The organism is Pseudomonas sp. 478 (assembly GCF_003254125.1).
Lineage (GTDB): Bacteria > Pseudomonadota > Gammaproteobacteria > Pseudomonadales > Pseudomonadaceae > Aquipseudomonas.
Map to the genome: position 1 here is coordinate 175,023 of NZ_QKZG01000004.1, position 24,975 is coordinate 199,997.

The window sequence follows — 24,975 nt, forward strand, 5'->3', positions numbered from 1 at the left end:
GTGCATTATTCGGTATCACGTTTGCGGACAAACAGCAGTTGCTGGCCAGTGAACTCCAGCAGCCCCTCAAGGCCGAACTCGACGCCAAACCCGGACATCTTGCTGCCGCCAAACGGTGTGTTCGGCTGGATCTGCGCGTGACAGTTGACCCAGGCAACGCCGCTTTCCAGGCGGCTGGCCAGTGCCTGGGCCTGCTCGACATCCGGCCCCCAGACCGATCCGCCCAGCCCCATGTCACCGGCATTGGCGCGCTGCAGCACATCCTCGACATCCCGGTACGCGATCAAGGGCAACACGGGACCGAACTGTTCCTCGTCGACCAGACGCTGGCCATCTGTCACGTCCGCGACCAGGGTGGGTGGATAAAAGAAGCCGGGGCGATCCAGACGCGCGCCGCCGCACAGCACGCGCGCGCCTTGTGCCCGTGCGTCGGCGACCAGCGCGTCGACATGTTCCAATTGATCAAGATTTTGTACCGGGCCAAAGGTGACGCCAGCTTCCAGGCCATCGCCCACCACTTGGCGCGCCGCGATCAGGGTCAGCGCATCAGCAAAGGCCTGGTACTGCGATTCGTGGATATACAGGCGTTTGAGGGCCGCGCAGGTCTGGCCCATGTTGAGAAACGCCGCCTGGAAAATCTCCTCGACCACCGCCTCAATCGGCGTACCTGGCAGAACGATTGCCGCGTCGTTACCGCCCAGCTCCAGGGTCAGGCGCTTGAGGTTGTTGGCGGCGCCGCGCATGACGCTTTGTCCGGTGGCGGTCGAGCCGGTGAACACAATCTTCTGAATACCAGTGTGCGAAGTGATTGCGCCGCCGAAACCTTGCTCACCCGTCAGGCAATTGATCACGCCGTGAGGCACATGGCGGGCGATGATCTCCACCAGGCGTAAGGTGCTCAGCGGGGTCAGGCTCGACGGCTTGCTGATCACACAGTTACCGGCTCGCAGCGCCGGCATGATGTGCCACACAGCGATCATGAACGGCCAGTTCCACGGTGTGATCGACGCCACCACACCCAAAGGCTTGCGATGCAACTCGATCCGCTGAGTGGGGGTTTCTTCCACCAACTCCACGGCAATCTCCTGACCGGCCGCATAGCGGGTCCAGGCGGCGGAACCCATGACTTCTGAAAATGCCAGTTCCAGCGGTTTGCCTTGTTCCAGCACAATCAGCCGGGCCAGTGACTCGGCCTCCCGCTCGATATCCGCCGCGACCGCCAACAGCCGCTCGCAACGGTCTGCGTGGGTGCTGTGCCGCCAGGTTTTGAATGCCGTCTGTGCAGCGTCGACCGCCAGGTCGAGTTGCGCCAGCGAGCCAGCGGGGCATTGGGCGAATGCAGCACCGGTGGCCGGGTTGATCACGTCAAACTGGCCCTTATCACCGGCAACCTGAACACCATTGATGAGCATTTTGTAGTTGTGCATTTGAAACATTCCTTTCACACACTGACGAGCCATGCCGAGCAACGGCAGGCTGGAGTTGTCTGGTTAGTCGAGCTGTAACGAGCGCGGCCTTAAAGCTTGTGGCTGCCCAAGGCGAGAAACCGTTGTGGGGAGATCTTTCGCAATCTCGCGGCGAGAATGACGCCGATGATCAGGGCCGCGGGAATGATGGCGCAGAGTCCGTAGGACAACAGCTGACTGGCCCCGGTCAGCACGTCGAAATGCACCACCGCCAGTACCAGCACGAGCATTAACGCCAAGGAGGAGAAAACAGGCAGTATGCGCCCGCGCCAAATTCCGACGTTAAGCTCGGGATGACGCTGAAAGTAGACGCAGACCGCTACCGACGTCAGCGCCATCAGCAAAATGACGCAGAGGGTGGCGAGGTTGGAGAACCAGGCGAACAGTTGCAGGATCGGGTCCGCATCCAATGCAGCGAAAATCAGTACCACCACAGCAGCAATCAAACTCTGCAACACCGAACCCATATGGGGGCTCTGATGCACGCGGTGAGTGGTGCCCAACAGACTGTGCAACAGGCCGTCACGGCCGATCGCGTAAAAATAACGCGCCGCGGCGTTATGAAAGGCCAGGAGGCCGGCATAGATACTGACCATGAACAGCACCCGGATAATCTGAGTCAGCCAGGGGCCGACAAAGTGATCGGACATGCCGTAGATAAACGTCGTGGGATCCTGCAAGGCCTGCAGCATCGGCACGATCTTGTCCGCGCCCACGCCCACTACCATCGACCATACCGACAGCGCGTAGAACCCGCCGATCAGCAGCACCGAACTGTAGGTGGCAATCGGAATGGTACGTTTAGGGTTTATAGCTTCTTCACCGTAAATGGTGGTGGCCTCGAAGCCGATGAATGCCGCGAAGCAGAACAGCAAGCCGATTGACGGTGTGCCGCTGAACACATGACTGCGATCAAACGCATCAAGGTTGATGCCGCTGTCGCCGCCGGATTTGAGGATGGCAAAATCCAGGATCAGGATCGCCAGGTACTCGGCGATCACCACCACCGACAGCACACGTGCCGACAGGTCAATCTTGCGATAACCCAGAATCGCTATGCTCGCCATCGCCATCAGCGAGTAGGACCACCACGGCAACACCAGGCCGAAGACACTTTCCATGGTGCCACTGACGACCCCGCCGAACATGCCATACAACCCGACCTGAAGAATGTTATAGGCAAACATCGCCAACACCCCGGCCGCCCCGCCTGCCAGACCACCCAAACCACGGGAGGTGAACGCATAAAAACCGCCGGCATTGGTCAGGTGCCGGGACATGGTGGTGTAACCCACCGAGAACGCGAGCAGCACCAGCAACGCCAGGATCAGCAATGCCGGTGTGCCGGCGCCATTGCCCAGCATGATGCCAATCGGGAAGCCACCGGCGATCACACTTAAAGGGCTAGCCGCCGACACCACGAAGAAGATGATGAACCCGACGCCCAGGGCGCCACGCTTGAGCTCCGTGGAGCTGTTGATCGAGATAGGTACACTCATGTTGTTGACCTTATTGTATGAGGCAGTCGCTGTTGGGGTGGCCCGATCGAATTCCATCGGCACCGATTAGCGTTTTGTTTTAGTTGCGCGCTGAATTCGATCCTATGCCCGCCCCTGAACCGCTCGCTATCCCAAATCGGTAGCATCCGAGGCGCCGCCCCAAAACAGGTCAATGTGGCACCGGCAATGCGGCAGTCCTTGCCGATTCGGGATAACTGCTCGGCCGCCCCCTCCCGCATGCTAGCGTCACCCGCTCTATACCCAGATGCCGGCACCGATAATAAAAGCGAGAGTCTGGTCCTCAGCCCATCGCAGCCAAAGCCCTCTGCAGGAAGCCTCAGTCATGCGTTTAGCTCATCTCACTATCCAATGGCGGATCACACTCCTGAGCGGACTGTGCCTGCTGGCTGTCGTTGGCGCACTGGTAGGCGCCTCGGTGTATCAGAACCAACAAAGTGCAAAATTGCTGAAGGAGCAGAGCAGTCACCTCCTCGAGCAAGCCGCTGTGGAGCGTTTGCAAGCCCAGGCCGTTGCTCATGGCCAACACGTCGAACGCTTTTTCAACGAAACGGCGCTGTATGGCGAAGGGTTCGCGCAACAGGTTCTGCAACTGCGCGATCAAACGCTCAATGGACGCCTCACGGCTGCGCAATTGCGCGAAGCGCTGATCAGCGTGACCCGTCAGACACTGCTCAAACGCGACAAAGTGCTCGGTCTGTACGTCATACTTCTGCCTGACGCGTTGGCGAGCGCAGACGCCAATTTCGTCGGGCAACGTGCACTGGCGAGCAACGAAAAAGGCCGCTTTGCGCTGTATTGGTCGCAGAGCCAGCCGGGACAACTGGTCCAGGATGTGCTCACCGAGGCGCAAATATTCACCGACACTGCGCCACCCGGCAGCGAACCGACAAACGTCTGGTACACCTGCCCTCAAGCTCAAAGGCGCACTTGCGTGGTGGAGCCCTACACCAGTGAGGTGGAAGGCCAGAAAGTCCTGATGAGCAGCGTTTCTATCCCTCTGATCGCCAACGGCAAGATCCTCGGCGTGGTCGGCATGGACATTGGCCTCGACACTCTGCAAAAGCTGGCTGCCGACCTCGGTCAGGACCTGTATGAGGGCAACAGCGAAGTCGCCATTGTGTCGCCCACCGGCCAGGTGGCAGGACGCAGCGGCGAAGTCTCCGGGTCCACCCTCGATATACGCCAAACTCTGCAAACCGTGCCAGGCAATCCACTCTGGCAACTGGAGATCAAGGTTCCCCAAGACCTGGTGCAGGCTTCCGCTCGGCAAATGCAAAGCGAACTGGACGACAAAAGCCACCAGGCCAACTGGCTCAACCTTTGCCTGGGGGTACTGGCCAGCTGTCTCGGCATGCTGCTGATCTGGCTGGCCGCCTACGGGGTGACACGCCCGCTGTTGAAGGTGGCGGGTCTGCTTGATGCCATCGTCGATGGTGATGGTGACCTCACCCAACGCCTGCCCGTCGGGCGGCGCGACGAATTGGGCCAATTGGCCAATGGGTTCAACCGTTTTCTGGATAAGTTGCAGCCGATTATTCGCGACATTCAAACCGCCTCCCTGGATACCCGCAACAGCGCCAATACCTCCTCGGGGATTGCCCGGGAAGTCAGCGCAGGGATGCAACGCCAGTACCGCGAAGTGGAGCTGGCCGCGACCGCGCTGCACGAAATGAGTGCCAGTGCCCAGGAAGTGGCGCGCCACTCCCACGGTGCCGCCGACGCAGCGACAGCCGCCGAAAGCGCGAGCCGATCAGGTCAAGCGGTGTTCTCCATCGCCGAGCGCAGCATCGAAAGCCTCGATCAGCGACTGGACACCACCCTTAAGCAAGTGCATGCCCTCGCCAATAGCAGTACCCAGATCGGCCAGGTGCTGGACGTCATCAGCACCATCGCGCAGCAAACCAACTTGCTGGCATTGAATGCGGCCATCGAAGCGGCCAGAGCGGGCGAACAGGGGCGCGGCTTCGCGGTGGTGGCCGATGAAGTCAGGCACCTGGCCAGCAATACCCAAAGTTCGGTCGAACAGGTCCGCACGGTGATAGAGATGTTGCAGCAGTTGAGCCAGGAGGTGGTGCACAGTACCCAGCTGAGCCGCGAGCAAGCCGGCAACAGCGTGATCCAGGTGCAACAGACCCGTACGGCGCTGGAGAATATTTCCCAGGCCGTGGATGTGATCGAGCAGATGAATCAGCAGATCTCCAGCGCAGCCCTGGAGCAAAGTACGGTCGTGGAAGATATCAGCCATCGGGTCAGTGGCATTCGCAGCATCAGCGAAACACTGACCCAACGGATGAGCGATGCCTCGAGGGCCAGTGACTCACTCCATGAAATGGCCAACCATCAACAGCAGCTTGTCGGCCATTTTCGGGTGTAAAGGGGCTCGGCAGGCTACCTGCCGGTGCTGACGTCTTGACTGAGTTACAGCTGCCGGCTTTCGACCATCGTTCATCGAGCACCCCCCATGATTCCCCCGCGACGCTGGCTGATCCTGGCCGTTATTTCCAGCGCATTGCTGCTGATCGTCATTGATATGACGGTGTTGTACACCGCGCTCACCGGGGGGATGCTCAAAAGCAATGGGACTGGCTGGGTTCGCTGCAGGTCATGATCGGGCTGATCAGCCTGGCGTATGCCGTCAAGGAACTCGGTAAACGGGCGCCCTCCTTCGACGGCATGCTGGTGGCGGTCATGCTGCTGTTCTGGACGTTGCTGCTGTCGTCAGCGGCGATGCTGAACTATCTCTTGCCGTACAACGCTGCGGTTTACTGCAAGTCGCCAGCCTTGCCCTATTGGGCTTGACGATTGGTGCTGCACTGACCGTTTCGTCCAGCACCATCATGCTCAGCGTGCCCGCCGATAAAGCCGGCATGGCCGCCTCCATCGAAGAAGTGTCCTTTGAACTGGGCGGTGCTGCGGTTCTGCGTGGGGCCTTAAAGCTTGTGGCTACCCAATGCCTGGTACCGCTGCGGCGACGCCTTGCGAAGTCGAGTCGCCAGGAACACGCCACCCAGCAGGGCCGCGGGAATGATGGCGCAGAGGCTGTACGACAAGGCCAGGCTAGCGCCCGTCAGTACATCGAAATGCACCACCGCGAGTACCAGGACCGCCAATAGGGCAATACAAGAGAAACCGGGGAAAATCCGCCCACGCCAGATCCCCACCTTGAGTTCGGGGTGACGCCGGAAAAAAAAGATTACCGCTGCGGAAGTGAGCGCCATCAACAAAATCACGCACAGCGTGGCCAAGTTGGACAGCCAGGCAAACAGCTGCAGGATCGGATCGGCATCCATGGCGGCGAAAATCAGTACCACCACCGCCGAGATAAGGCTCTGCAACGCCGACCCCATATGAGGACTCTGGTGCACGCGATGGGTAGTACCCAAGCGGTGCGGCAACAGGCCGTCACGCCCAATCGCGTAGAAGTAACGGGCCGCGGCGTTATGAAAGGCCAGCAGGCCGGCATAGATACTGACCATGAACAGCACCCGGATAATCTGAGTCAGCCAGGGGCCGACAAAGTGGTCGGACATGCCGTAGATAAACGTCGTGGGATCCTGCAAGGACTGCAGCATCGGCACGATTTTGTCCGCACCCACGCCCACCACCATCGACCATACCGACAGTGCGTAGAACCCGCCGATCAGCAGCACCGAGCAGTAGGTGGCAATCGGAATAGTACGTTGAGGGTTCTTCGCCTCTTCGCCGTAAATAGTCGTCGCCTCGAAGCCGATAAATGCCGCGAAGCAGAACAGCAAGCCGATTGACGGTGTGCCGCTGAACACATGACTGCGATCAAACGCATCAAGGTTGATGCCGCTGTCGCCGCCAGATTTGAGTATGGAAAAATCCAGGATGAGGATCGCCAGGTACTCGGCGATCACCATCACCGACAGTAGCCGCGCCGACAGGTCGATCTTGCGATACCCCAGAATCGCAATGCTCGCCATCGCCATCAGCGAGTAGGACCACCACGGCAACACCAGGCCGAAGACACTTTCCATGGTGCCACTGACGACCCCGCCGAACATGCCATACAACCCGACCTGAAGAATGTTATAGGCAAACATCGCCAACACCCCGGCCGCCCCGCCTGCCAGACCACCCAAACCACGGGAGGTGAACGCATAAAAACCGCCGGCATTGGTCAGGTGCCGGGACATGGTGGTGTAACCCACCGAGAACGCGAGCAGCACCAGCAACGCCAGGATCAGCAACGCCGGCGTGCCGGCACCGTTACCCAGCATGATGCCAATCGGGAAACCACCGGCGATGACACTTAACGGGCTCGCCGCCGACACCACGAAAAAGATGATGAAACCAACACCCAAGGCACCACGCTTCAACTCCGTCGAACTGTTGATCGGGATAGATACGCTCATGTTCTTGACCTTATTGTATGAGGCAGTCGCTGTAGGATCGGTGCAGCAAGCCGTTCACCGTCACCGATATAGCTTGTCGTTTTTGTCGCACGCTGGTTTCGATCCTATGCCTCACTTTGAACGCCCCGCTATCCCAAATCGGTAACCTGTTACGCCATCACCTGAACAGCGCCATCCGCCCCCCTTACCTCACTGCGAAGCGAGACGCGCCGTCAGTTCCGACGCCGCGCCGGTCACCAGGTCGCACAGATAGCGCTGCTGAAACGCACCGAATCGCTCACTGCGCCCCACCAGGGTCATGCTCCCGAGGACGCGCTGCTTTTCGTCGAAGATCGGCGCCGCGACGCCACTGCGTCCCGGGTGCAGCTCGCTTTCGCTGATGCAGTAGCCCTGTTTGCGGATGGCGAGCAGGCTCTTGATGAACGGTTTCCACTCCAGCCCCAGATGCTGCAATTCGGACGGGTTCACGTGCGCGTCGTAAACACGTCGGATTTGGCGCGGTAGCAGATAAGCCAATACGACCCGGGAGGTCGCGCTGTAGAAAAGATCGATCGACCGCCCCCTGCCGCTACCGACCGGTCCAGCATCGGAGCCACGATGGATCAGTACGTTGACCACAGAGTCGCCATGCCACTCGCTGACCAGCGCGTCCAGGCCGGTGTCGGCGACCAGGTTGTCGACCAGGTCCCGGCTGCATGCCAACAACGGATCGTAGTTCGTCATCAGATGCTCCAGCGTAACGATCCGCGGGCCGAGCGCGTAACCGCGCGGCAATCGCTTCAAAAAGCCCGCATCGCCGAGTTCGCGCAGATAACGATAGGCGGTGGCGGACGTGTAGCCGAGCTCCCGGCAAATGATGTCCACATCGATGACCGGTTGTTCCGGGCGAAACAGGTCGAAGACCATGAGCAGACGGCGCAGGCTATTCATCTTTCTCTACATCCTTGTGAAGCCAACGGTCACCCCACACTGCTTTCAGTGGGCGGGTGTTCAGGCATGAGCGCAACCGGTGATGGCAGCGCGGGGGGTATGGGACGGCAATTCTGCGAACAGCTCCTGGTACTCCGCCGCAAAATGGCTGAGGTGAAAGAAGCCCCATTGGGCAGCGGCATCGCCGATCGAGAGATGCGACGCGCGGGTGGACATCAAGGTCCGGCGTACACCGTTGAGCCTCACAGAGCGCAAGTAATTCAGCGGCGTCGTCTCGGCAACCGAGCGAAAGCTGTTCTGCACGGTACGCCGACTGACCTGGAGTCGCTGGCACAACTCGATCACGCTGGGCACGTCGATCATTTCCGCGGTCGCCAGACGATGGCATTTCTCGACAATGAAGCTGCGCGTGGAGCTTGCGGAGCGTTGTTGCTTGTCGCAGGCCGGGTCGGTCATGAGTTGCAGCAACTCGCCGAGCATCGCCTGCTCCAGCGCCAGCTCCCGCTCCCGATCTCGCGTGCTGTCGAGTTCTTCGTACACCAAGGCTTGGGAGAACATTGCCAGCAATCGGCGACGAGCGTCTGCAAAGCGCGGCGTGGAAACCCTGATCACCGGCTGACGCAGCAACAGGCTGACCTCCTTCGCCGAAGCCGTTTGCGCCAACGCCTGCTCGAACAATTCACGTTCAAAGGTGATCGACAGTAGCTCCATGCCCATCGGCATATGGAACATGAACTCCTCGCCACCGTGAAGAAAGAACAGGCTGCTATCGTCTGCCTCCCGTCCCTGCATTCGAATCGAACCCGGGGTGGTGATCGGCACGGCAAAGCACATCTTGCCTCGGGGAGCCACGCCGTGCTGCACGACACGCTGGTTGATCTGCTCGAGAAAGACGTGGACACCCGCCGTCGACAACTGCATCAGCGAACTCTCAGTCGAGCCTGCCGTTAGCTGACTGTAGTCCTGGCTCCACTCCTGGACGGTGGCCGCATGGACATGGACGTCTCTGAAATGGCTGATAGTCTGATTTTTCATGATGTCGAAAGCCTCTGCCAATATTCTTGTTTTTAGATCGCCTTCCTATGCGATATTCGCACATGGTGAGAATTTTGCACAATTCTTTATGAGATTCTAAATTCACTGGAAGGTGCGCTCAGGGCGGTCCATCCATGTGCCAATTCGGGCTACCGGCCACAGACTCGTCGCGGAGATGATCAGCACACTTAAATCGACATTCAGAGAGAACGTCATGAGTGAAGCCAAACTTGAATCCCTGCACTTCGCGGACGCCCCGAGGATTACCTCCAGCACACTTCCCGGCCCCAAAACCAGCGAGGCCCTGGCGTTGTCGGCGCGTACCGAGTCGATGGCGCGCGGCGGCGGACGCATGCCCATAGCCATGGACCGTGCCTTTGGCGCTACCTTCAAGGACCCCGATGGCAACACCTACATCGACCTGTCCGCCGGCGTGGGCGTCAGCAGCGTAGGCCGCTGCCACCCGAAAGTGGTGCAAGCGATCCGCGAACAGTCCGAAGTACTGATGCATGCCCTGGAAATCAACAGCACCCGGCGTACCGAACTGGCGGCCAAGCTCTCCGAGATCGCGCCTGACGGCTTGCGTGGCGACTGCATCACCTTCTTCACGCAAAGCGGCAGCGATGCGCTTGAAGCAGCCATCAAGTTCGCCAAACGTATCACCGGGCGGCACCAGATCATCGCCTTTCATGGTGGCTACCACGGCGTGTGGAACGCCTCGGGTTCCCTGACGACAGGCACGGCCTACCGCAAGGGCTACGGTGCCCAGATGGGCGGGGTTATTCACGCCCCCTACCCTTATGCCTACCGTTTCCCTTTCGACACCACTCACAAAAGCGCCGAGCAGATCGCCGGCGAGTACGTGGACTACCTGTTGAACACCCCCTACACCGCCGCCGATGACGTGGCTGCCGTCATCGTGGAACCGGTGCAGGGCGAAGGCGGCTACGTGCCTCCCTCGCCAGAATTCCTGCAGCTGTTGCGCAAGGCATGCGACCGTAGCGGCACGCTGCTGATCGTCGATGAAGTGCAATCCGGCGCAGGGCGCACCGGCAAGATGTGGGCGGTCGAGCACTCGGGCGTGAAGCCGGACATGCTCACGTTCGGCAAAGGCATCGGCAGCGACCTGCCAATGGCGGGCCTGATCATGCGTTCAGACCTGGCGGCCGCGATTCCTGACGGGTCGATGCCCAACACCTTTGCCGCCAACTCGTTGTCCGCGGCAGTGGCGCTGACCAACATCAGCATCCTGCAGGACCCGGAGCTCGATCTGCTCAACCGCGCGCACACGCTGGGGTTGGAAGCGCAGGAACGTATCCGTGGCTTCAACAGCCCGTTCGTCGCTGAAGTCCGCGGCCGCGGCCTGATGATCGGTATCGAACTGGTCGAGGACCAGGCCACCAAAGCCCCCCTGGCGCCCGAAAAAATCGGCCAGCTCATGGGCTACCTGATGAACCACGGCGTGCTGATGATTCCCTGCGGTCGCTACAGCAACGTGATGCGAGTCATGCCGTCGCTGACGATTTCACGCTCGCTGTTCTTCAAGGCACTGGACATCTTCGGCGATGCCCTGGCCTCCCTCGAGGCGTGACCCGACCACTCCACATCACTCATGGACCCCAAAATGACTGAGCACCTGAATCACTTCATCGAAGGCGCGTCCTTCGAAGCCTCCGACGGCCGTCGCATAAACCTCGTCAACCCCGTGACAGAACAGGTGTACGGCAGCTCCGCACAGGGCACGACTGAGGACGTGGACCGCGCAGTGGCGGCCGCGCATAGCCAACTTGAGAGAGGCACCTGGAGCCAGCTCGACGGCGCCCAGCGCGGTCAATTGCTGTCGAAACTCGCTGACCTGGTTGAACGGGACACCGAATTGCTGGCCGATATGGATGCCAACGCCATCGGTCGCTCCCCCATCGAACCGCGCCGGATGGACTTGCCCAACGCGATCGCCAACCTGCGTGCCGCCGCTGGCTGGGCCAATCAGCTTGAGGGGCGCACCATTCCCACCGGTGGCTACTTCGGCACCAAGACTCTTTCGTACACGGTACGCGAGCCCGTGGGTGTGGTCGGCGCCATCGTTCCCTGGAATTCGCCGTTGATGATCACCGTCTGGAAGCTCGCCGCTTTGCTGGCGGCAGGCTGCACCGTGGTCATCAAGCCTTCGGAAGAGACGCCGCAGTCTGCCCTGCACCTGGCGGTGCTGGCTCAGGAAGCGGGCTTCCCTGATGGCGTGATTAACGTGGTCACCGGCTATGGCAATGAAGTGGGTCGCGCCTTGTGCGAACACCCGCTCGTTGCCAAGATCAGCTTCACCGGCAGCCCCGAGGCCGGACGCGAAATCCAGCGCACCGCCGGTGTGCTGTTCAAGCGCGTGGCATTGGAACTGGGCGGCAAGAGCCCCCAGATTGTCTTCGACGATGCCTCTTTCGAAGACGCGCTACGCGGGTGCGCTCTCGGCCTCTTCGCCAACCAGGGTCAGGTCTGTGCCGCCGGCTCGCGCATTCTGGTGCACCGCAGCATCGCAGATCGCTTCGGAGCTGCGCTGGCCGATGCCGCGCAGGCAGTCAACGTGGGCGACCCTCGCCAGCCCGGTGTACAGATGGGACCGGTGGCCAAGAAAGCGCAATTCGATCGCGTTAACCGATACATCCAACTGGGTATCGACCAAGGCGCCTCGCTGCTGGCCGGCGGTGTATCGACGCCTGAACGGGGCTGGTTTGTCCGGCCGACGATCTTCACCAACGCGAACAACGCCATGGCGATTGCCCAAGACGAAATCTTCGGACCCGTCGGCACGCTGATCACGTTCGACAGCGAAGAGGAAGCTATCGCACTGGCCAATGACTCCTCCTACGGCCTGGCGGCCACGGTCTGGACGACCGATCTGGTGCGAGCGCACCGCGTAGCCGCTGCGGTGAAGGCCGGTGCCGTGGGTATCAACTGCTGGAGCCCGCTGGACGCCAACCTGCCCTGGGGTGGCGTTAAGACCAGCGGTATCGGCCGTGAAGGCGGGTTTGCCGGCGCGGTGGCCTACACCGAGGAGAAAGTCATCACCGTGCTGCTGCCTTCCTGAGCACGATCCCTGTCCTGACCGAATAACCCTCCGGCCCCTGTGCCGCGAGGGTTACCGTTCAAAAGTGCATCCCTGATGCCGTTGATAATCAATGGAGAGACTACGATGAACCCGATAGATCAACAAACAACCGATCGGTATCCGACATCCCTGCGAATGTTGCACTGGGTACGCGCCGTGCTCATCGCAGGCCTCCTCTGGGCAGGCTGGCATATGACCGGTCTGAATGACGAAGTGGCGAGCAAGTACGAGCTCTATTATCCGTGGCACAAATCCTTTGGGCTGTTGGTGTTTCTGGTTGTCCTGACTCAGATCGCCCTGCGTTTTCGGACCCCCGTGCTTCCGCAGCCGCTGGAAACGCTGGCAAGTTATGAAAGGTTCCTGTCAAGGCTTACGCAGCGTGTCATGTATGCGCTCGTCGTGATCGTGCCGTTGATGGGCTACTCAATGTCGAGCACTTACACGATGAGCGACGGGGTGTTCTTTTTTGGGGTCAACCTGCCTGAGCTCCTTCCGAAAAATGACAATTGGTTCGTCGTCTTTCAATGGCTGCACAAAGTGCTCGCCTACACCCTGCTCGGGCTGATCCTGTTGCATGTCGTAGGCGCCCTCAAACACCGGTTTTATGACCGGGACCCTCGAAACGACGTCCTGCGCCGCATGCTGTGACTTGATGAGGCGTGGGCGCAAGATGTCCACGCCTTCATGGCTCTGACCAGAGGGGGCCCAGTCACTTGCGTACGGGGTTCTTGAAGTCTTCAGTTCTGTTGTGCTTACCTGATACCTGTTTGGCCCAGGTCCGACGAGGTGAGCCCGCCATGCTGAAATCACTCGCAGTAATCGCCGTTGGCGCGTCACTTGGTGCCTGGTTGCGCTGGCTCCTGGGCATGAAGCTGAACGCCCTGTTCCCCACGATTCCCCCGGGCACGGTGGTCGCGAACATGGTCGGGGGCTACATCATTGGCCTGGCTATCGCGTTTTTGGCCGCCTCCCCCACCTTGAGTCCTGAATGGCGCCTGCTGATCATCACGGGTTTCTGCGGTGGGCTTACCACCTTTTCTACGTTTTCGGCCGAAACAGTTGCCCTGATCCAGGAAGGCAGACTGCTCTGGGCGCTCGGCTCAATTTCATTGCACGTCGTAGGCTCGTTGGTGATGACCGCTGCCGGGCTTTTGTCCTATCAAATCATTGGCATGCGATGAGGAGATGAAAATGAAAGGTTTTCTCGTGATTTTCTTCACTCAACAGAACCGTCGTTATCAGGGAAAGATGCTTGGCGAATGGATCGTCGATGTGGCCAAAGAGATGGGGCTGCGTGGTGCGACTCTCTCTACGGCTATCGAGGGTTTTGGACACACCGGTCGACTGCACTCTTCGCATTTTTTTGAACTCGCGGATCAGCCTACGGAGATTCGCATGGCTATCACCGAGGACGAATCCGAAAGGTTGCTCAAGAGGCTGGAGGCTGAGGAAATCTCTGTGTTTTACATAAAGACCCCAATCGAGATGGGCTTCCTCGGCAAAAAAGCCACCTAGCCTGGCCCCTCCTCGATCGCCTGTTGCCTGGCGACCTCCCATCGGGAATGCGCCACCGCGGGTGGCGCCCCCGATCAAGATACCGGCAACAAACCTTCGTCGTTACGGCGTGAGCGGCGACTCAGAAAGTCATCCACACGATGAACTGGAAGTAAGTGTTCGTTGATGCGCTCCCGCTCTGCAGACCACCGTCCCCGAGCCACTTTTCGGGCTTGTAGAAGCCGACCAGAGGCGAGAGTGTGACGTTATCCGTCACCATCCAATCCAGAAAAAGGTCGACCTCACGTGCAGCGAAGTCCTGCTCATGCGTACGGGAGAGCTGGTGGTAGTTGAAGGCCATTGCGTTAAGGGTCAATGTCTCGGTCGGCTTGACTGAGAGGAGCACGTCGTTGATCGCCATGTTCGAGGTCACTGAACCTGCGTAATTGGCGGCGACTTCACCCTGGTATCGCTTGCGAAAACCTCCCTGGAACAGAAAGTCGTAACCTTCGGAATAGAGCGAATATCGATAGCTCACCGTCGGTTGCCATTGGGTATCGGCGAAGGTGTAGCCGGCGTCGAAGAACATCGCCCGCTGTGACCCTGAACGTTTTTCCTGACGCACCACTTCGAACGCAAAGTCGGCATTCTCGATCCCGGCATTGCCCTGCCCACGAATGCTGTAGACGTTCATGCCCCTGCGCTCAAGCCGATCACCAAAAGCATATCGCTCGTCAACATCCAGGCCGTGCAAATACGTCGAACCGATCGAGCCGACGGGCGTCGTGTAGTCGACGGTGGCGGCAGCCACTTCGGTCTTAGACTGCCCGGGGTTATCGGATTTTAGCCATATCAGGCTACCGTGAAGGCCCTCCTGACCACCCAGTTTCAAGACTGCCGTATTCCCGAACGCCAACCGCGGGCCAAGATAAAAGGCGCCGCCGCGATCGAACCGGCCATCCCTTACGCCCTCGATAGGGTTGAAGGCCTTCCCGGGGGCGAACCCGTCATCGGTGATCAGGAAGCCGTCCACCGTAACGAGCTGCCGGCCAAAAGAGAAATCAACGCCGTCCTTGCCCAGTGCAGGAATCAGATCACCTGACTTCCAGCCCAGATAGGCGTCTTCCACAGCCGTTCTTCTTTCATTCCCGGCGGTGATCCCCCCCGCGTCCCCATCGCCAAATGATCCCGTGCTGATCCAGCTGAGTCCGCCATACATCGAACCGGCAGTGATCTTGTCTGTCGTGCCGTTGAGACCGTACTTGGCGAAGCCTTCTTGCCAACGCATCCTGCCGGGCTCCCTCTCAGGGTCGCCGATGTAGTTCTTCTCGCTGCCGAACCAGCCAAACGCCGCCGACAGGTCGGCGTTCAGGACGGTTCCACCATCGTCTTCGCTGTAGAGCTGGTAGGCGTGTACCTGCGGCTCAAATGTACAGAGTGCGACCAGCGAAAGTAATGGGGCGTAACTGAGGGTGCGCATGACGTCTCTCCTGTTTTTATATTTATGAGGCGAGCCATGAGTGTTCCGGCTTGGGTCGCGCAAGCGGTAACCCAAATCAGCACTTTCAAGGGGCTGGCCGCCCATCCCTTCGCGCGATACCTCCCCCACTGCAAAACATCCTCAGCGCCTCGAATGGTTGCCGTTTTGGGCTACGGCCTTTGAACGCCCTCCCCCTATGCTGGGCCCATAAGAACCATAAGAACCGAGGCACCTGTCATGACCCCTTTGTCACCCTCCCCGCTGTTACGTCAGGGGCTTTGTCTTCTGACCCTCTTCGCCTGCAGTGCCCTGGCACCTGTTGCCAGCGCTCACCATTCGTTCGCGCTTTTCGACCAGACCCAGACCGTCTCGATCAAGGGTGTCGTCGAGCGCTTTGCCTGGACCAATCCCCACATCACGATTTACGTCGATACACCCGGCCCGCCGGCCCAGCGATTCAAGATCGAGACAGGCAGTGTCAACGCGTTGCAGCGCACTGGCTGGAGCGCTGAGTCGATCAAGGCCGGCGAGAGTGCCGAGGTGTCCTTCAAACCGTTGAAAAACGGTGAGCCAGGAGGGTTGCTCGTGGAGATCAAAATCGGTGACGTCGTACTTACAGGCGGCGGATGAGAAGCCCTTCCCTGGCTACATGACGACCTAACCGAACAGACCAGACCAGACCAGACCAGACCAGACCAGCAGCGTGGAGACGTTTCAATGAAACCGACACGAACCTTGAACACGGCAATGATCTTCGTGGGCATCGCCCTCGTGACTGTCGCCGGGATGTGCAACGCCGCAACACCTTCCAAACCTCTAAACGACAAACACAGCGTCAGCACACGCCCCGACATCAGCGGCACCTGGGAAAGAACCCCGGACGACTGGTTCGGTGAGAACCCGGACGATCCGGTGCACCCGGGCGGACCGATGGATCTGAAGGCGTCCTATGCCGACGAATACGTCGCGCTGAAGAAGAGACAAGCCATAGCGAACGAAGCCGGGACGCCACTGGCCACAACGAGCTCCAAATGCCTGCCCGAGGGAATGCCGACGTTGATGGCGGCGCTCTTCCCGATCCAGATCATTCACGACGACAAACAAGTGATCGTCCTCGGTGAGTATCTCCAGCAGGTCCGCCGGATTCTCTTGAACGAAGCGATGCCTCCAAAAGAGACCCTGGACCCTAAATATCAAGGCCATTCACGCGGCCATTGGGAAGGCGACACGCTCGTCGTGGAAACACAACGGGTGCGAACGGACGTGAGTTTCTACGACGTTCCACACGGCAAGGACATGAAGATCACCGAACGCATCAGGCTGACGGCGCCGGATCACCTGGAGAACCAGGTCGTGATCGAGGACCCGCAGGTGCTCAAGACCCCGTATCGCTTCACGTTCGAGTACAAACGGTCCAACTACGCCATTCAAGAGTATGTCTGCGAGAACAATCAGATCGTGATCGATAAAGAGGGCAAGGCATCCCTCAGTCTCGAGTGAAGTCGCCATTAATCGCCATCGGAGCTGACCAAATGGAAAGACTGACAACCATCAGCATCCTGCGGCCGACGCTGCAAAGCGCCCTGCTGTTGCTGATCCTCACGTCGAACGCATTCGCCGAGGTGCCCCGCATGCCCACGGCCATCGCGGTGCCGCCCTCCGGCAAGCCACCGCTCTCGTCGGCGAAACGCCCGGGCACCGAATACAGCGACCTCGACAAGTATGGCTACATCGAGGAGGAGTTTTACCTGCAAGGCGTTTCCCCGGCCATTACCGCCTCGGGCAAAACCCTGTTGGAGGCGCCTTACACCACACGCATTCTGGTGCGCAAACCGGCTGACCCCGCGCGCTTCAATGGCACGGTCGTGATCGAGCCGTTCAGTTGGTTCGGCGAGCGCGCCGCGGGATGGATCCTGACCCGCGACTATCTGCTGCGTCGCGGCTACGCGTACGTCGGGTACACGCTGAATGTGAACAAGCCGCCAGTCGATCCCAAGTTCATCTCGGACACCCCGGCTGCCGAGGCCGAGCAAATCGCTCAGTACGGACGGATCGTGAACTTCGAGTTCATGCGCCGCTTCGACTTTGCACGCTACGCGCCGCTGGGCACCTATTACGACCCGGAACACTTCACCCGCGGTGAAGCCCCCGATCCGTTTGCTCCACAGTCCCAGGGCATCGGGGCGCAACTGGCGTTGCTGCTGAAAACCAATGCAGCGCAAAGCCCGTTGGCAGGTCTCGACGTTAAACGCATTTACGTCAATAGCTGGGCCGTGACCGCGCAAGTCTGGATGGACTACCTCGACCAGGGCCGGCACCAGCAATGGCGCATGCCCGACGCAAGGCCGCTGATCGATGCCTACATGACCGGCCGCATGGCCTACGGAGAAGTGGGCGGCGACGTCATCCGGGTGCCGCGCCATACGCCCGACGGCGTGCCGTTCGTGACCGTCTACAGCCAGTCCGAACTGATGCATGACGTGATCGAAGGCATCGAGTTGCCCCCGGACACCGACAGCCCGCAGATTCGCTACTACGAAGTGACCGGCATGCCGCACCTGCGGCTGGCCGACCTCGGTACGGAGCATACCGAACAGCTCGCTGCCGACATCGGCAAGGGCGACGACCCACGGTGCCGGACGCTGTACGACGAACCGGCGGAGCTGGTCGTCTCGGCGCTCCTGGATCGCATGGACCAATGGGTGCGCCAAGGCAAACCCATGCCGACTGCTCCGCGGGTCGCCCGCGATGGCAAGACCGCCGCGCGCGACCCCGCTACCGGCAACCTGCAAGGGGGCGTTCGCCCGCCGTGGATCCAGGTGCCCAGTGCGACCTACCTCACCGATCAGGAGACCGGCTGCGGCCTGATCTACGACACCAAGGTGCCTTACTCCAAGGACGTGCTTCGCCAGCGTTATGGAAGCTTCAGTAACTACGAACAGAAATTCGAAGACGCCAAAGCCCTTTCGATCAAGGAAGGCTACCTACTGCCAGAAGATGCGGCGGGCCTGCGTTCGATCGCAACGCCTCAAGACTTCTAACCCATTGGGAAGAACAGCAAATGTCATCATCACTCATCATTGCCTGGATCTATGCGTCACCTTTGAGCACAGCCATCCGGGACATTCTCTGGATCATACCCACCGTCCAGAGCATTCATATCCTCGCTATCACAGTGCTCTTCGGCTCTGCGGTCATCTCCGATCTTCGGCTGGCGGGTGTGTTCGCCACGGACGAGCCCTTGCGTGGCGTCGTTCGCCGGTACTACCCGTGGATGCGCAATGCGCTCCTCGTCCTGCTCTTCACGGGGTTGATCATGATCATCGCCGAGCCTGATCGCGTACTCGTCAACTCGACCTTCTGGCTGAAGATGGCCCTGGTCGTGAGTGCGTTCACGCTGACCTTGCTTTTACGGCGCCCCCTTCTACGCCCTGCCGACGATGCACAACGTGATGGCAAGCCTCCTCTTGTCAAGGCGCTAGCCTGGCTGTCGATCGGCTTGTGGTGCGTCGTCATCATCTGTGGTCGCTGGATCGCCTACGCGATCTAAGCGTTTTCAACGAAAGCTCCCAGGTATTCGCCATGGACATTCAACCAACACTACAAGCCCTCCAGGACACCTCTGTCGCCACCTTCATCCGAGAGTCGGGCTCCGCTTTTCCAACCCTTGAATCGGTGCATGTGATCGGCATCGCTCTTGTGTTCGGGACCATCGCCGTCGTGGATTTGCGTCTGCTCGGCGTTGCCTCCCATCGCCGCAGCGCGCTACGGCTGATAAAAGATTTGCTGCCGTTCACCTGGGTCGCTTTCGTGGCTTGCGTGATCACCGGCCTGCTCATGTTCGCCGCCAATGCCACGACCTATGCCGAGAACACCGCGTTCTTGTGCAAGATGGGCGTGTTACTGCTGGCGGGGCTCAACATGGGGGTATTCCATTTGGGCGTCTTTCGCCGCATTGCCGAATGGGACACAACGCTAACGCCTCCCAGCCAGGCGCGTGTCGCGGGGTTCAGTTCGTTGGCATTGTGGGCGGGCGTGGTGTTCCTCGGCCGCTGGATCGCGTTTCTCTGATGGCTCGTCTATCGCCGCGTCGCGCATCTGGTGCAGCTATGCCCAGCGATCACGCAAACAGCGCAATCAAGGTGGTGCGCCCGGTATCCGGCCGATGGGAATCGCTGGCACTGTTGCTTGCGGTCCTGGCCGTCATCGCCAGCGTGGCAGGCTATATAACGCTGCGCCCCCAGAAAGTCGGCCCACCGATAACCTTGAGCTGGCAGGTGCGTTCCTTCGATGGCCTGGGTGCGGTCGATCAGGCTATTCACAGCGCTCTGCTGCCGGCCGGTGAAGAAATCATCTGGTTCAACAACGATACCGGCGGCTGGATCACGCTGGAGCGTGCGCAGAAAATCTTGCTGCCGCCCTTCTACCGTGACGCCTTCTGGAAGACCAATGGCGAGGTGCAGTGGCAATTGATTCTGCCTGGCACTCACCAGCCGCATGCCGCTTCCGGCGACGTGCACGCCGATGCGCCTGTCACCCCGCCGGACCAGACCGCCAACAAGGTGTCGCAAGCCACCCAGGGCCAGGGCGCTACGGTCTATTACGGCTCCGCCGGCCGCGCGCCGGGCCAGAGCGCCTACCTGCTCGTCATCGGTCACGCGCATGCCGGTGTCATGTGGGCCAACCAAGCGACGATCTGGGTCCACCGCGACCCGAACGCGCCCTACCCTGGCATCGTCAAGCCCGAATCGCTGGTCGGCGATGGCTGGCGCCAGGTCATCCCTTACAACGGTGCCAGCGAAGTCGAACGCGTAAAAGGAACTCAGCCATGACCGTTTCTACGAAACACCGCGCACTGTGGCGCCGATGCATCGCGCTATTGCTGCTGATACCCGCCATCGCACTCGCCAGCCCGGCTCCCTCTTCGGGCAAGAAGCTCAAGATCGGCGTCACACTGCATCCCTACTACAGCTTCGTGGCAAATATCGTTGGAGATCGGGCGGAAGTCGTTGCGCTCATCCCGGCGGAGGCGAATCCGCACAACTACCAGCCGCAGCCCGATGACATCACCCGCGCGATGAATATCGATGTTCTGGTCGTCAACGGCATCGGACACGATGAATGGGCCTTCCAGATCATCAAGGCCGCTGGCCGCGGGGCGACCCTGCCGATCATCCAGGCCAATGCCTCGGTTGCGCTCATTCCAATCGGCGGCGGCCAGGACGGCGTCAAGGTGGTCAATCCGCATACCTTCGTATCCACCACGGCAGCGATACAACAGGTCTTCGAGATCACTCGCCGGTTGGGGGAACTGGACCCGGACAACGCTGCGGTGTATCGACAAAACGCCCTGGCGTATGCCGCGCGTATCCGGGAGCTAAGGGCCGGCTTCATGACCCGTTTCGCCGCGCTGGATTTGTCTTCGTTCCGGTGCGCGACAACGCACGCGGGCTACGACTACATGATGCAGGAGTTCGGCCTGTTCGTGAGCGCCGTGATTGAGCCGCGTCATGGCGTCGCGCCGACTGCACGCCAGTTGGCCAACACCATCGACGCGATCAAGAAGGCCAATGTACGTGTGCTTTTCGCCGAGAAAAATTTCTCCCTCGACCTGGCCAAGCCTATCGAGGCAGCCACCGGCGTGAAGGTGTTCGCGCTGTCTCACATCACCGGCAATACCTACAGCCCGGACGAATTCGAGGTAGCAATGCGCGAAAACCTCGAGACCTTGGCCGAAGCCGTTGAGTTTACCCAGCGATGAACGCGATGAAGGAGGAACAAGCGATGCGCGGCCCCGCCATAGTGTTCGATAACGTCTCCCTGCAACTGGGAGGTACGCAAGTGCTCGACAAAGTGAGCTTCCGGGTAGAAGCCGGTGCGCTGCACTGCCTGGTAGGTCCGAACGGCGGCGGCAAGACTTCACTGGTGCGCGCGCTGCTGGGCCAGATGCCGCATTCGGGGACGGTCCGGTTCGAAGGCGAGGTCATGACACCCATGGGGTATGTCCCGCAATTGCCGGACTTCGACCGCAACGTGCCGATGACGGTCAACGACATCATGGCCCTTCTCGGTCAACGCAGGCCGGCCTTCTTTGGCTCAAGCCGATCTGCCAAGGCGGCCAATGCCCAAGCGCTTGAGCGCACCGGCGTGGCCGGAATGGGCGCAAAACCCTTTGGCAGCCTGTCCGGTGGCCAGCGCCAGCGAGTGCTGCTGGCCCAGGCGATCAGCCCGGCGCCCTGGCTGCTGATCCTCGACGAACCGACCGCCGGCATCGACGAACCGGGTGTGCGACTGGTGGAGGCGCTGGTGGCCGAGCTGAACGGCCGCGGCGTCACCATCCTCTGGATCAACCATGACCTGGAACAAGTCAGGCGCATCGCGCAATCGGTGACCGTCATCAACCGGCGGGTGCTGTTCCATGGTTCGCCCGACCAGGTCGCCTACCCTATGGAGGCTACCCAATGAGCGCCCTGTACGAATTGATTCGCAACCAGCTCCAGGCGCTCGCCGCGAGTGGCATCCTGCCGCAACCGTTCGAGTACGAGTTCGTGATCAATGCGCTGCTCTGTGCAGTGCTCATCGGACCGCTACTGGGCGTGCTGGGCTCGATGGTGATGATCAAGCGCATGGCGTTCTTCAGTCAGGCCGTCGGTAATGCGGCGATGACCGGCGTTGCCATTGGCGTGCTGATCGGCGAGTCCTACACCTCCCCCTACTTCTCAATGTTCGGCTTCTGCCTGCTGTTCGCCCTGACGCTGAAGTACACGCAGCACCGCACCACGCTGGCCAATGACACGCTGATCGGCGTGTTCTTGTCCATCTCGCTGGCGGTCGGGGCCTCGTTGCTGCTGTTCGTGTCGGCGAAGATCAACACGCACGTAATGGAAAGCGTGCTGTTCGGTTCCATCCTGGCGGTCGACTACACCGACATGAACGTGCTGCTTGTGGTAACGGCGACGTGTGCTCTGCTCGGACTCCCGATGTACAACGGCATGCTGTTGGCCAGTCTCAATCCGAGCCTGGCACATGCTCGCGGCGTGCGAGTGCGAAGCGTCGAGTACCTGTTCGTCGTACTGGTCACCCTGGTGACGGTCGCCTGCCTGAAAATCATCGGCGCAGTGCTCGTCGAAGCCCTTCTACTCATACCGGCCGCGGCAGCACGCAACATCAGCCATTCGCTCCCGGGGCTGGTCGTGCGCGCCATCCTGATCGCGACCTTTTCCTGCGTGGTCGGCATCCTGGCCCCCATGCAATTTCACATCCCCGTACCGACAGGCGGCGCAATCGTGATCGTCGCCGCCCTGGTGTTCGTCGCCACCACCGTCATCCGCGCTACCGCGTCCCGGTTCAGAGGTGCCAGCGTATGAAATGGCTTTGCATGTCACGTCGTCCCTGGCTAGCGATGCTGGTACTGGTGCTGGGCAATCCGCTTTCTGCCTTCGCGGATACTGGCAGGCAGCAGGTGCTTGTTGCACTGCCAGCGGTGTATGCGCTCACCTCGACGCTCAGCGACGGCACGACCCTCAAGGTCGTCCGCCTTCCGACAGACGCTGCCGTGCCCATGGAAAGCCAGGCCAACGCGCTGTCGCGCCTGGAGCCCGCCGTGTTCCAGCAGGCCACCGCCGTGGTTACCCTGGGCAACCTCTGGCGCGCGGATCCGCTTTACACCACGGCACGTCGCCACAATCTGCGAATCGTCGAGATCGATGCCTCGCACTCATGGGACACCGTCAAGCCCGGAGTGGCCGTGGCCCGCGTGCCATCGAACGACGTTCCCTGGGCAACCGAACGCGACGTCGATGGCGGACTGTCGCCGTACGCCTGGCTCGGCCCCGTCAACGCCATGCGCATGTCGGCGATTATCGCTACCGACCTGGCACGCCTGTCTCCCCCCGATGCGCCTCGGATAGAGCGCAACCTCGCCGCACTCGAAGGCCGATTGCGCCAGCTCAAGGCCAACTACGGTGCCCGGCTGCTGGCAGTGCCGGATCTGCGCGTGCTGTCGCTGGCCAGCGAGTTCACCTACCTGTTCGGCGAGTTCGGGATTTTTGTCGACGGCTGGTTCGTCCGACAGGACATCGACTGGAACGACGCCGACTGCACCGCACTGACCCGATACCTGCGCGAGCGTGACATCCACGTGGTGGTCCACAAGTGGGCACCGGACGCCAGGATTGCCAAGGCCATCGAGGACGGCGGCGCACGGTTATTGATACTGGATGCCGGCAACCCGGGAATGCTCGCCGACGCCGCCAACGGGTACGAAGCACTCCTGAGTTCGAACCTGGATGCCTTACTGACGGCCTTCGCACCGGCTGGCGCCAATACGAGCGGCGATCACAAATCGCCGCTCCAATGATCAATCTCGACCATGGAGATCGAAGATCTTATGAAACCCCTAGGCTCAGCACATCGGATACTGATCGCCAGCGCCCTGGTGTTCTGCCAGGCAGCCTTCGCTCATGGCCCCGTCTTCGACTGCTACATCGAGAGCGATGATCTGGTGAAGTGCGAGGCGGGTTACACCGACGGCAGCTCCGCCGCTGGCAGAAAAATCCATGTCCAGGACACCAGCAACAAGGTGTTGCTCGAAGGAAGCGTCGATAAAGACAACAGCTACACCTTCCAGCCCCCCGCCGGAAAATACTCCGTTGTGTTCATGGGCGGAGACAACCATCAAGCCACGATTCAGTCATCCGACATTTCAAAGTGAAATCGACAATGCCGATCAAACGACGATTGCTCCAAGCACTTGCCGCCGTAACACTAGGCTGCCTGACAGGCGCTGCACAGGCCCATTTCCAGATGCTCTACGTCGAGGAAACGGCGCTGCCACGTGCGGATAAACTGGAGTTCGCGCTGGTGTTCACGCATCCCTTCTCCGGCGGCCCCACCATGACCATGGATGAACCCCGCGCCTTCAGCCACATCAGCTCGCACGGCGGGGAAAAAATCGATCTGCGCCAATACTTGCGCCCTGTCCAGTGGCAGAGTAGCGATAACCAAACGACTGCCTATCGCGCGTCGATTCCACGGGAGTTGGTGCGCTCACTGGGTGACCATATCTTCGTACTCGAACCCGAGCCCTACCTGGAAACCGACGAAGATGCCTACATCCAGCAGTTCACCAAACTGATCGTGAACGTGGGCGGAGTACCCGGCAACTGGGCAGAACCACAAGGGTTGCCGGTTGAGATCCAGCCACTCAGCAAGCCTTATGCAAACTGGACGGGCGGAGTGTTCCGCGCCGTGGTGCTGGCCGACGGCAAGCCCGTTCCGTTTGCCGAGATCGAAATCGAATACATCAACCATTCCGTCGATATCGAGAAAAACGCCTTCGGCCAGCAAGACTACGTAACGGCACCTCAAGCTTCATTCAAAGCCCTTAGCACGTACTCGGACGCTCAGGGCATCGTGACCATCGGCCTGCCCCGGGCCGGCTGGTGGGGCATTGCAGCGCTCGACATCGGCTCAACGAAAACCCATAAGGGCAAACCTCTGTCGCAAGACGCCGTGCTGTGGGTGCAGGCCAAAGACATGAAATGACACTCAATGCCGACCTCATGGCAAG

General features: G+C 60.3%; 24 protein-coding genes and 3 pseudogenes. 21 read left to right on the plus strand and 6 right to left on the minus strand.

Translation table 11 applies throughout. The features are described from left to right. Nucleotides 1–5 precede the first annotated feature (5 nt). Complete coding sequence (locus DFS28_RS10635; protein WP_111449707.1) at nt 6–1,427, minus strand: aldehyde dehydrogenase family protein; 1,422 nt, start codon at nt 1,425–1,427, stop codon at nt 6–8. An 89-nt stretch (nt 1,428–1,516) separates the two neighbouring features. Then, nucleotides 1,517–2,965 (minus strand): APC family permease, encoded by a 1,449-nt coding sequence (locus DFS28_RS10640; RefSeq protein ID WP_111449708.1) that lies wholly within the window; start codon nt 2,963–2,965, stop codon nt 1,517–1,519. A 343-nt stretch (nt 2,966–3,308) separates the two neighbouring features. On the opposite strand from DFS28_RS10640, the pseudogene DFS28_RS31155 reads away from it, so the two are divergent. The 4 genes and pseudogenes from DFS28_RS31155 to DFS28_RS31165 form a co-directional block, all read left to right on the plus strand. After that, nucleotides 3,309–4,502: pseudogene (locus tag DFS28_RS31155) on the plus strand (HAMP domain-containing protein); the annotation flags it as partial. 321 nt (nt 4,503–4,823) lie between these two features. Continuing rightward, nucleotides 4,824–5,360, plus strand: a pseudogene (locus DFS28_RS31160) (methyl-accepting chemotaxis protein); the annotation flags it as partial. Between the two features lie 87 nt (nt 5,361–5,447). Beyond that, nucleotides 5,448–5,594, plus strand: coding sequence for a hypothetical protein (locus DFS28_RS30510; protein ID WP_158539675.1), 147 nt, complete (start codon nt 5,448–5,450; stop codon nt 5,592–5,594). Beyond that, nucleotides 5,540–5,919: pseudogene (locus DFS28_RS31165) on the plus strand (MFS transporter); the annotation flags it as partial. The gene DFS28_RS30510 and the pseudogene DFS28_RS31165, both read left to right, overlap by 55 nt. Here the strand turns inward: DFS28_RS31165 and DFS28_RS10655 are convergent. The 3 genes from DFS28_RS10655 to DFS28_RS10665 all read right to left on the minus strand — a co-directional run bounded on the left by DFS28_RS10655 (nt 5,917) and on the right by DFS28_RS10665 (nt 9,330). Further along, a complete protein-coding gene (locus DFS28_RS10655; protein WP_111449710.1) occupies nt 5,917–7,365 on the minus strand; it encodes an APC family permease in 1,449 nt (482 codons plus the stop codon). The pseudogene DFS28_RS31165 and the gene DFS28_RS10655 sit on opposite strands and share 3 nt — an antisense overlap. Nucleotides 7,366–7,554: 189 nt before the next feature. Next, complete coding sequence (locus DFS28_RS10660) at nt 7,555–8,295, minus strand: IclR family transcriptional regulator (protein WP_111449711.1); 741 nt, start codon at nt 8,293–8,295, stop codon at nt 7,555–7,557. A gap of 60 nt (nt 8,296–8,355) precedes the next feature. Continuing rightward, the gene (locus tag DFS28_RS10665; protein ID WP_064617295.1) at nt 8,356–9,330 is read right to left on the minus strand and encodes a helix-turn-helix domain-containing protein; all 975 of its coding nucleotides are present in this window, start codon (nt 9,328–9,330) and stop codon (nt 8,356–8,358) included. Nucleotides 9,331–9,544: 214 nt separating this feature from the next. Here DFS28_RS10665 and DFS28_RS10670 point away from each other — a divergent pair, with 214 nt between their 5' ends. From DFS28_RS10670 to DFS28_RS10690, 5 genes are all read left to right on the plus strand, one after another. Further along, nucleotides 9,545–10,921, plus strand: coding sequence for an aspartate aminotransferase family protein (locus tag DFS28_RS10670; protein ID WP_111449712.1), 1,377 nt, complete (start codon nt 9,545–9,547; stop codon nt 10,919–10,921). Nucleotides 10,922–10,954: 33 nt separating this feature from the next. Beyond that, entirely contained in the window at nt 10,955–12,409 is a 1,455-nt protein-coding gene (locus DFS28_RS10675; RefSeq protein ID WP_111449713.1) for an aldehyde dehydrogenase, read from the plus strand. Between the two features lie 105 nt (nt 12,410–12,514). Then, the gene (locus tag DFS28_RS10680; RefSeq protein ID WP_111449714.1) at nt 12,515–13,078 is read left to right on the plus strand and encodes a cytochrome b; all 564 of its coding nucleotides are present in this window, start codon (nt 12,515–12,517) and stop codon (nt 13,076–13,078) included. A 149-nt stretch (nt 13,079–13,227) separates the two neighbouring features. Beyond that, complete coding sequence (crcB, locus tag DFS28_RS10685) at nt 13,228–13,611, plus strand: fluoride efflux transporter CrcB (RefSeq protein ID WP_064617293.1); 384 nt, start codon at nt 13,228–13,230, stop codon at nt 13,609–13,611. Nucleotides 13,612–13,621: 10 nt separating this feature from the next. After that, a complete protein-coding gene (locus DFS28_RS10690) occupies nt 13,622–13,945 on the plus strand; it encodes a DUF190 domain-containing protein (RefSeq protein ID WP_111449715.1) in 324 nt (107 codons plus the stop codon). Nucleotides 13,946–14,066: 121 nt separating this feature from the next. On the opposite strand, the gene DFS28_RS10695 is transcribed toward DFS28_RS10690, so the two are convergent. Next, complete coding sequence (locus tag DFS28_RS10695; RefSeq protein WP_111449716.1) at nt 14,067–15,404, minus strand: hypothetical protein; 1,338 nt, start codon at nt 15,402–15,404, stop codon at nt 14,067–14,069. Nucleotides 15,405–15,641: 237 nt separating this feature from the next. Between DFS28_RS10695 and DFS28_RS10700 the strand changes: the two genes are divergently transcribed. The 12 genes from DFS28_RS10700 to DFS28_RS10755 all read left to right on the plus strand — a co-directional run bounded on the left by DFS28_RS10700 (nt 15,642) and on the right by DFS28_RS10755 (nt 24,950). Beyond that, the gene (locus DFS28_RS10700) at nt 15,642–16,034 is read left to right on the plus strand and encodes a DUF6152 family protein (protein ID WP_111449717.1); all 393 of its coding nucleotides are present in this window, start codon (nt 15,642–15,644) and stop codon (nt 16,032–16,034) included. A gap of 87 nt (nt 16,035–16,121) precedes the next feature. Beyond that, entirely contained in the window at nt 16,122–16,904 is a 783-nt protein-coding gene (locus DFS28_RS10705) for a hypothetical protein (protein ID WP_111449718.1), read from the plus strand. Nucleotides 16,905–16,936: 32 nt separating this feature from the next. Next, nucleotides 16,937–18,445: an alpha/beta hydrolase domain-containing protein gene (locus tag DFS28_RS10710; protein ID WP_111449719.1), complete on the plus strand. Its 1,509-nt coding sequence runs from the start codon at nt 16,937–16,939 to the stop codon at nt 18,443–18,445. A gap of 20 nt (nt 18,446–18,465) precedes the next feature. Next, nucleotides 18,466–18,954 (plus strand): DUF6644 family protein, encoded by a 489-nt coding sequence (locus DFS28_RS10715; RefSeq protein ID WP_018927835.1) that lies wholly within the window; start codon nt 18,466–18,468, stop codon nt 18,952–18,954. 32 nt (nt 18,955–18,986) lie between these two features. Next, nucleotides 18,987–19,475, plus strand: coding sequence for a DUF6644 family protein (locus DFS28_RS10720; RefSeq protein WP_018927834.1), 489 nt, complete (start codon nt 18,987–18,989; stop codon nt 19,473–19,475). A 38-nt stretch (nt 19,476–19,513) separates the two neighbouring features. Further along, complete coding sequence (locus tag DFS28_RS10725; RefSeq protein WP_111449720.1) at nt 19,514–20,236, plus strand: DUF6162 family protein; 723 nt, start codon at nt 19,514–19,516, stop codon at nt 20,234–20,236. Further along, nucleotides 20,233–21,165, plus strand: a complete 933-nt coding sequence (locus DFS28_RS10730; protein WP_111449721.1) for a metal ABC transporter solute-binding protein, Zn/Mn family — start codon at nt 20,233–20,235, stop codon at nt 21,163–21,165. Before DFS28_RS10725 ends, DFS28_RS10730 begins: the two co-directional genes overlap by 4 nt. After that, on the plus strand, nt 21,162–21,869 hold the full coding sequence (locus DFS28_RS10735) for a metal ABC transporter ATP-binding protein (RefSeq protein WP_111449722.1): 708 nt from the start codon (nt 21,162–21,164) through the stop codon (nt 21,867–21,869). The genes DFS28_RS10730 and DFS28_RS10735 overlap by 4 nt, the downstream gene beginning before the upstream one ends. Then, entirely contained in the window at nt 21,866–22,771 is a 906-nt protein-coding gene (locus tag DFS28_RS10740; RefSeq protein ID WP_111449723.1) for a metal ABC transporter permease, read from the plus strand. The genes DFS28_RS10735 and DFS28_RS10740 overlap by 4 nt, the downstream gene beginning before the upstream one ends. After that, nucleotides 22,768–23,763 (plus strand): metal ABC transporter solute-binding protein, Zn/Mn family, encoded by a 996-nt coding sequence (locus tag DFS28_RS10745; protein WP_256596861.1) that lies wholly within the window; start codon nt 22,768–22,770, stop codon nt 23,761–23,763. The genes DFS28_RS10740 and DFS28_RS10745 overlap by 4 nt, the downstream gene beginning before the upstream one ends. A gap of 12 nt (nt 23,764–23,775) precedes the next feature. Continuing rightward, the gene (locus DFS28_RS10750) at nt 23,776–24,117 is read left to right on the plus strand and encodes a hypothetical protein (RefSeq protein WP_111449725.1); all 342 of its coding nucleotides are present in this window, start codon (nt 23,776–23,778) and stop codon (nt 24,115–24,117) included. Between the two features lie 8 nt (nt 24,118–24,125). Then, nucleotides 24,126–24,950, plus strand: coding sequence for a DUF4198 domain-containing protein (locus DFS28_RS10755; RefSeq protein ID WP_111449726.1), 825 nt, complete (start codon nt 24,126–24,128; stop codon nt 24,948–24,950). The last annotated feature ends 25 nt before the right edge of the window (nt 24,951–24,975 follow it).

Bases quoted from the DNA above. Each gene is read 5' to 3' on its own strand.
- DFS28_RS10710 (WP_111449719.1), top strand. From the start codon at position 16,937: ATGGAAAGACTGACAACCATCAGCATCCTGCGGCCGACGCTGCAAAGC.
- DFS28_RS10730 (WP_111449721.1), top strand. From the start codon at position 20,233: ATGACCGTTTCTACGAAACACCGCGCACTGTGGCGCCGATGCATCGCG.
- DFS28_RS10725 (WP_111449720.1), top strand. From the start codon at position 19,514: ATGCCCAGCGATCACGCAAACAGCGCAATCAAGGTGGTGCGCCCGGTA.
- DFS28_RS10660 (WP_111449711.1), bottom strand. From the start codon at position 8,295: ATGAATAGCCTGCGCCGTCTGCTCATGGTCTTCGACCTGTTTCGCCCG.
- DFS28_RS10750 (WP_111449725.1), top strand. From the start codon at position 23,776: ATGGAGATCGAAGATCTTATGAAACCCCTAGGCTCAGCACATCGGATA.
- DFS28_RS10755 (WP_111449726.1), top strand. From the start codon at position 24,126: ATGCCGATCAAACGACGATTGCTCCAAGCACTTGCCGCCGTAACACTA.
- DFS28_RS10655 (WP_111449710.1), bottom strand. From the start codon at position 7,365: ATGAGCGTATCTATCCCGATCAACAGTTCGACGGAGTTGAAGCGTGGT.
- crcB (WP_064617293.1), top strand. From the start codon at position 13,228: ATGCTGAAATCACTCGCAGTAATCGCCGTTGGCGCGTCACTTGGTGCC.
- DFS28_RS10720 (WP_018927834.1), top strand. From the start codon at position 18,987: ATGGACATTCAACCAACACTACAAGCCCTCCAGGACACCTCTGTCGCC.
- DFS28_RS10690 (WP_111449715.1), top strand. From the start codon at position 13,622: ATGAAAGGTTTTCTCGTGATTTTCTTCACTCAACAGAACCGTCGTTAT.
- DFS28_RS10715 (WP_018927835.1), top strand. From the start codon at position 18,466: ATGTCATCATCACTCATCATTGCCTGGATCTATGCGTCACCTTTGAGC.
- DFS28_RS10675 (WP_111449713.1), top strand. From the start codon at position 10,955: ATGACTGAGCACCTGAATCACTTCATCGAAGGCGCGTCCTTCGAAGCC.
- DFS28_RS10640 (WP_111449708.1), bottom strand. From the start codon at position 2,965: ATGAGTGTACCTATCTCGATCAACAGCTCCACGGAGCTCAAGCGTGGC.
- DFS28_RS10695 (WP_111449716.1), bottom strand. From the start codon at position 15,404: ATGCGCACCCTCAGTTACGCCCCATTACTTTCGCTGGTCGCACTCTGT.
- DFS28_RS10700 (WP_111449717.1), top strand. From the start codon at position 15,642: ATGACCCCTTTGTCACCCTCCCCGCTGTTACGTCAGGGGCTTTGTCTT.
- DFS28_RS10665 (WP_064617295.1), bottom strand. From the start codon at position 9,330: ATGAAAAATCAGACTATCAGCCATTTCAGAGACGTCCATGTCCATGCG.
- DFS28_RS10740 (WP_111449723.1), top strand. From the start codon at position 21,866: ATGAGCGCCCTGTACGAATTGATTCGCAACCAGCTCCAGGCGCTCGCC.
- DFS28_RS10680 (WP_111449714.1), top strand. From the start codon at position 12,515: ATGAACCCGATAGATCAACAAACAACCGATCGGTATCCGACATCCCTG.
- DFS28_RS10735 (WP_111449722.1), top strand. From the start codon at position 21,162: ATGAACGCGATGAAGGAGGAACAAGCGATGCGCGGCCCCGCCATAGTG.
- DFS28_RS30510 (WP_158539675.1), top strand. From the start codon at position 5,448: ATGATTCCCCCGCGACGCTGGCTGATCCTGGCCGTTATTTCCAGCGCA.
- DFS28_RS10705 (WP_111449718.1), top strand. From the start codon at position 16,122: ATGAAACCGACACGAACCTTGAACACGGCAATGATCTTCGTGGGCATC.
- DFS28_RS10670 (WP_111449712.1), top strand. From the start codon at position 9,545: ATGAGTGAAGCCAAACTTGAATCCCTGCACTTCGCGGACGCCCCGAGG.
- DFS28_RS10745 (WP_256596861.1), top strand. From the start codon at position 22,768: ATGAAATGGCTTTGCATGTCACGTCGTCCCTGGCTAGCGATGCTGGTA.
- DFS28_RS10635 (WP_111449707.1), bottom strand. From the start codon at position 1,427: ATGCACAACTACAAAATGCTCATCAATGGTGTTCAGGTTGCCGGTGAT.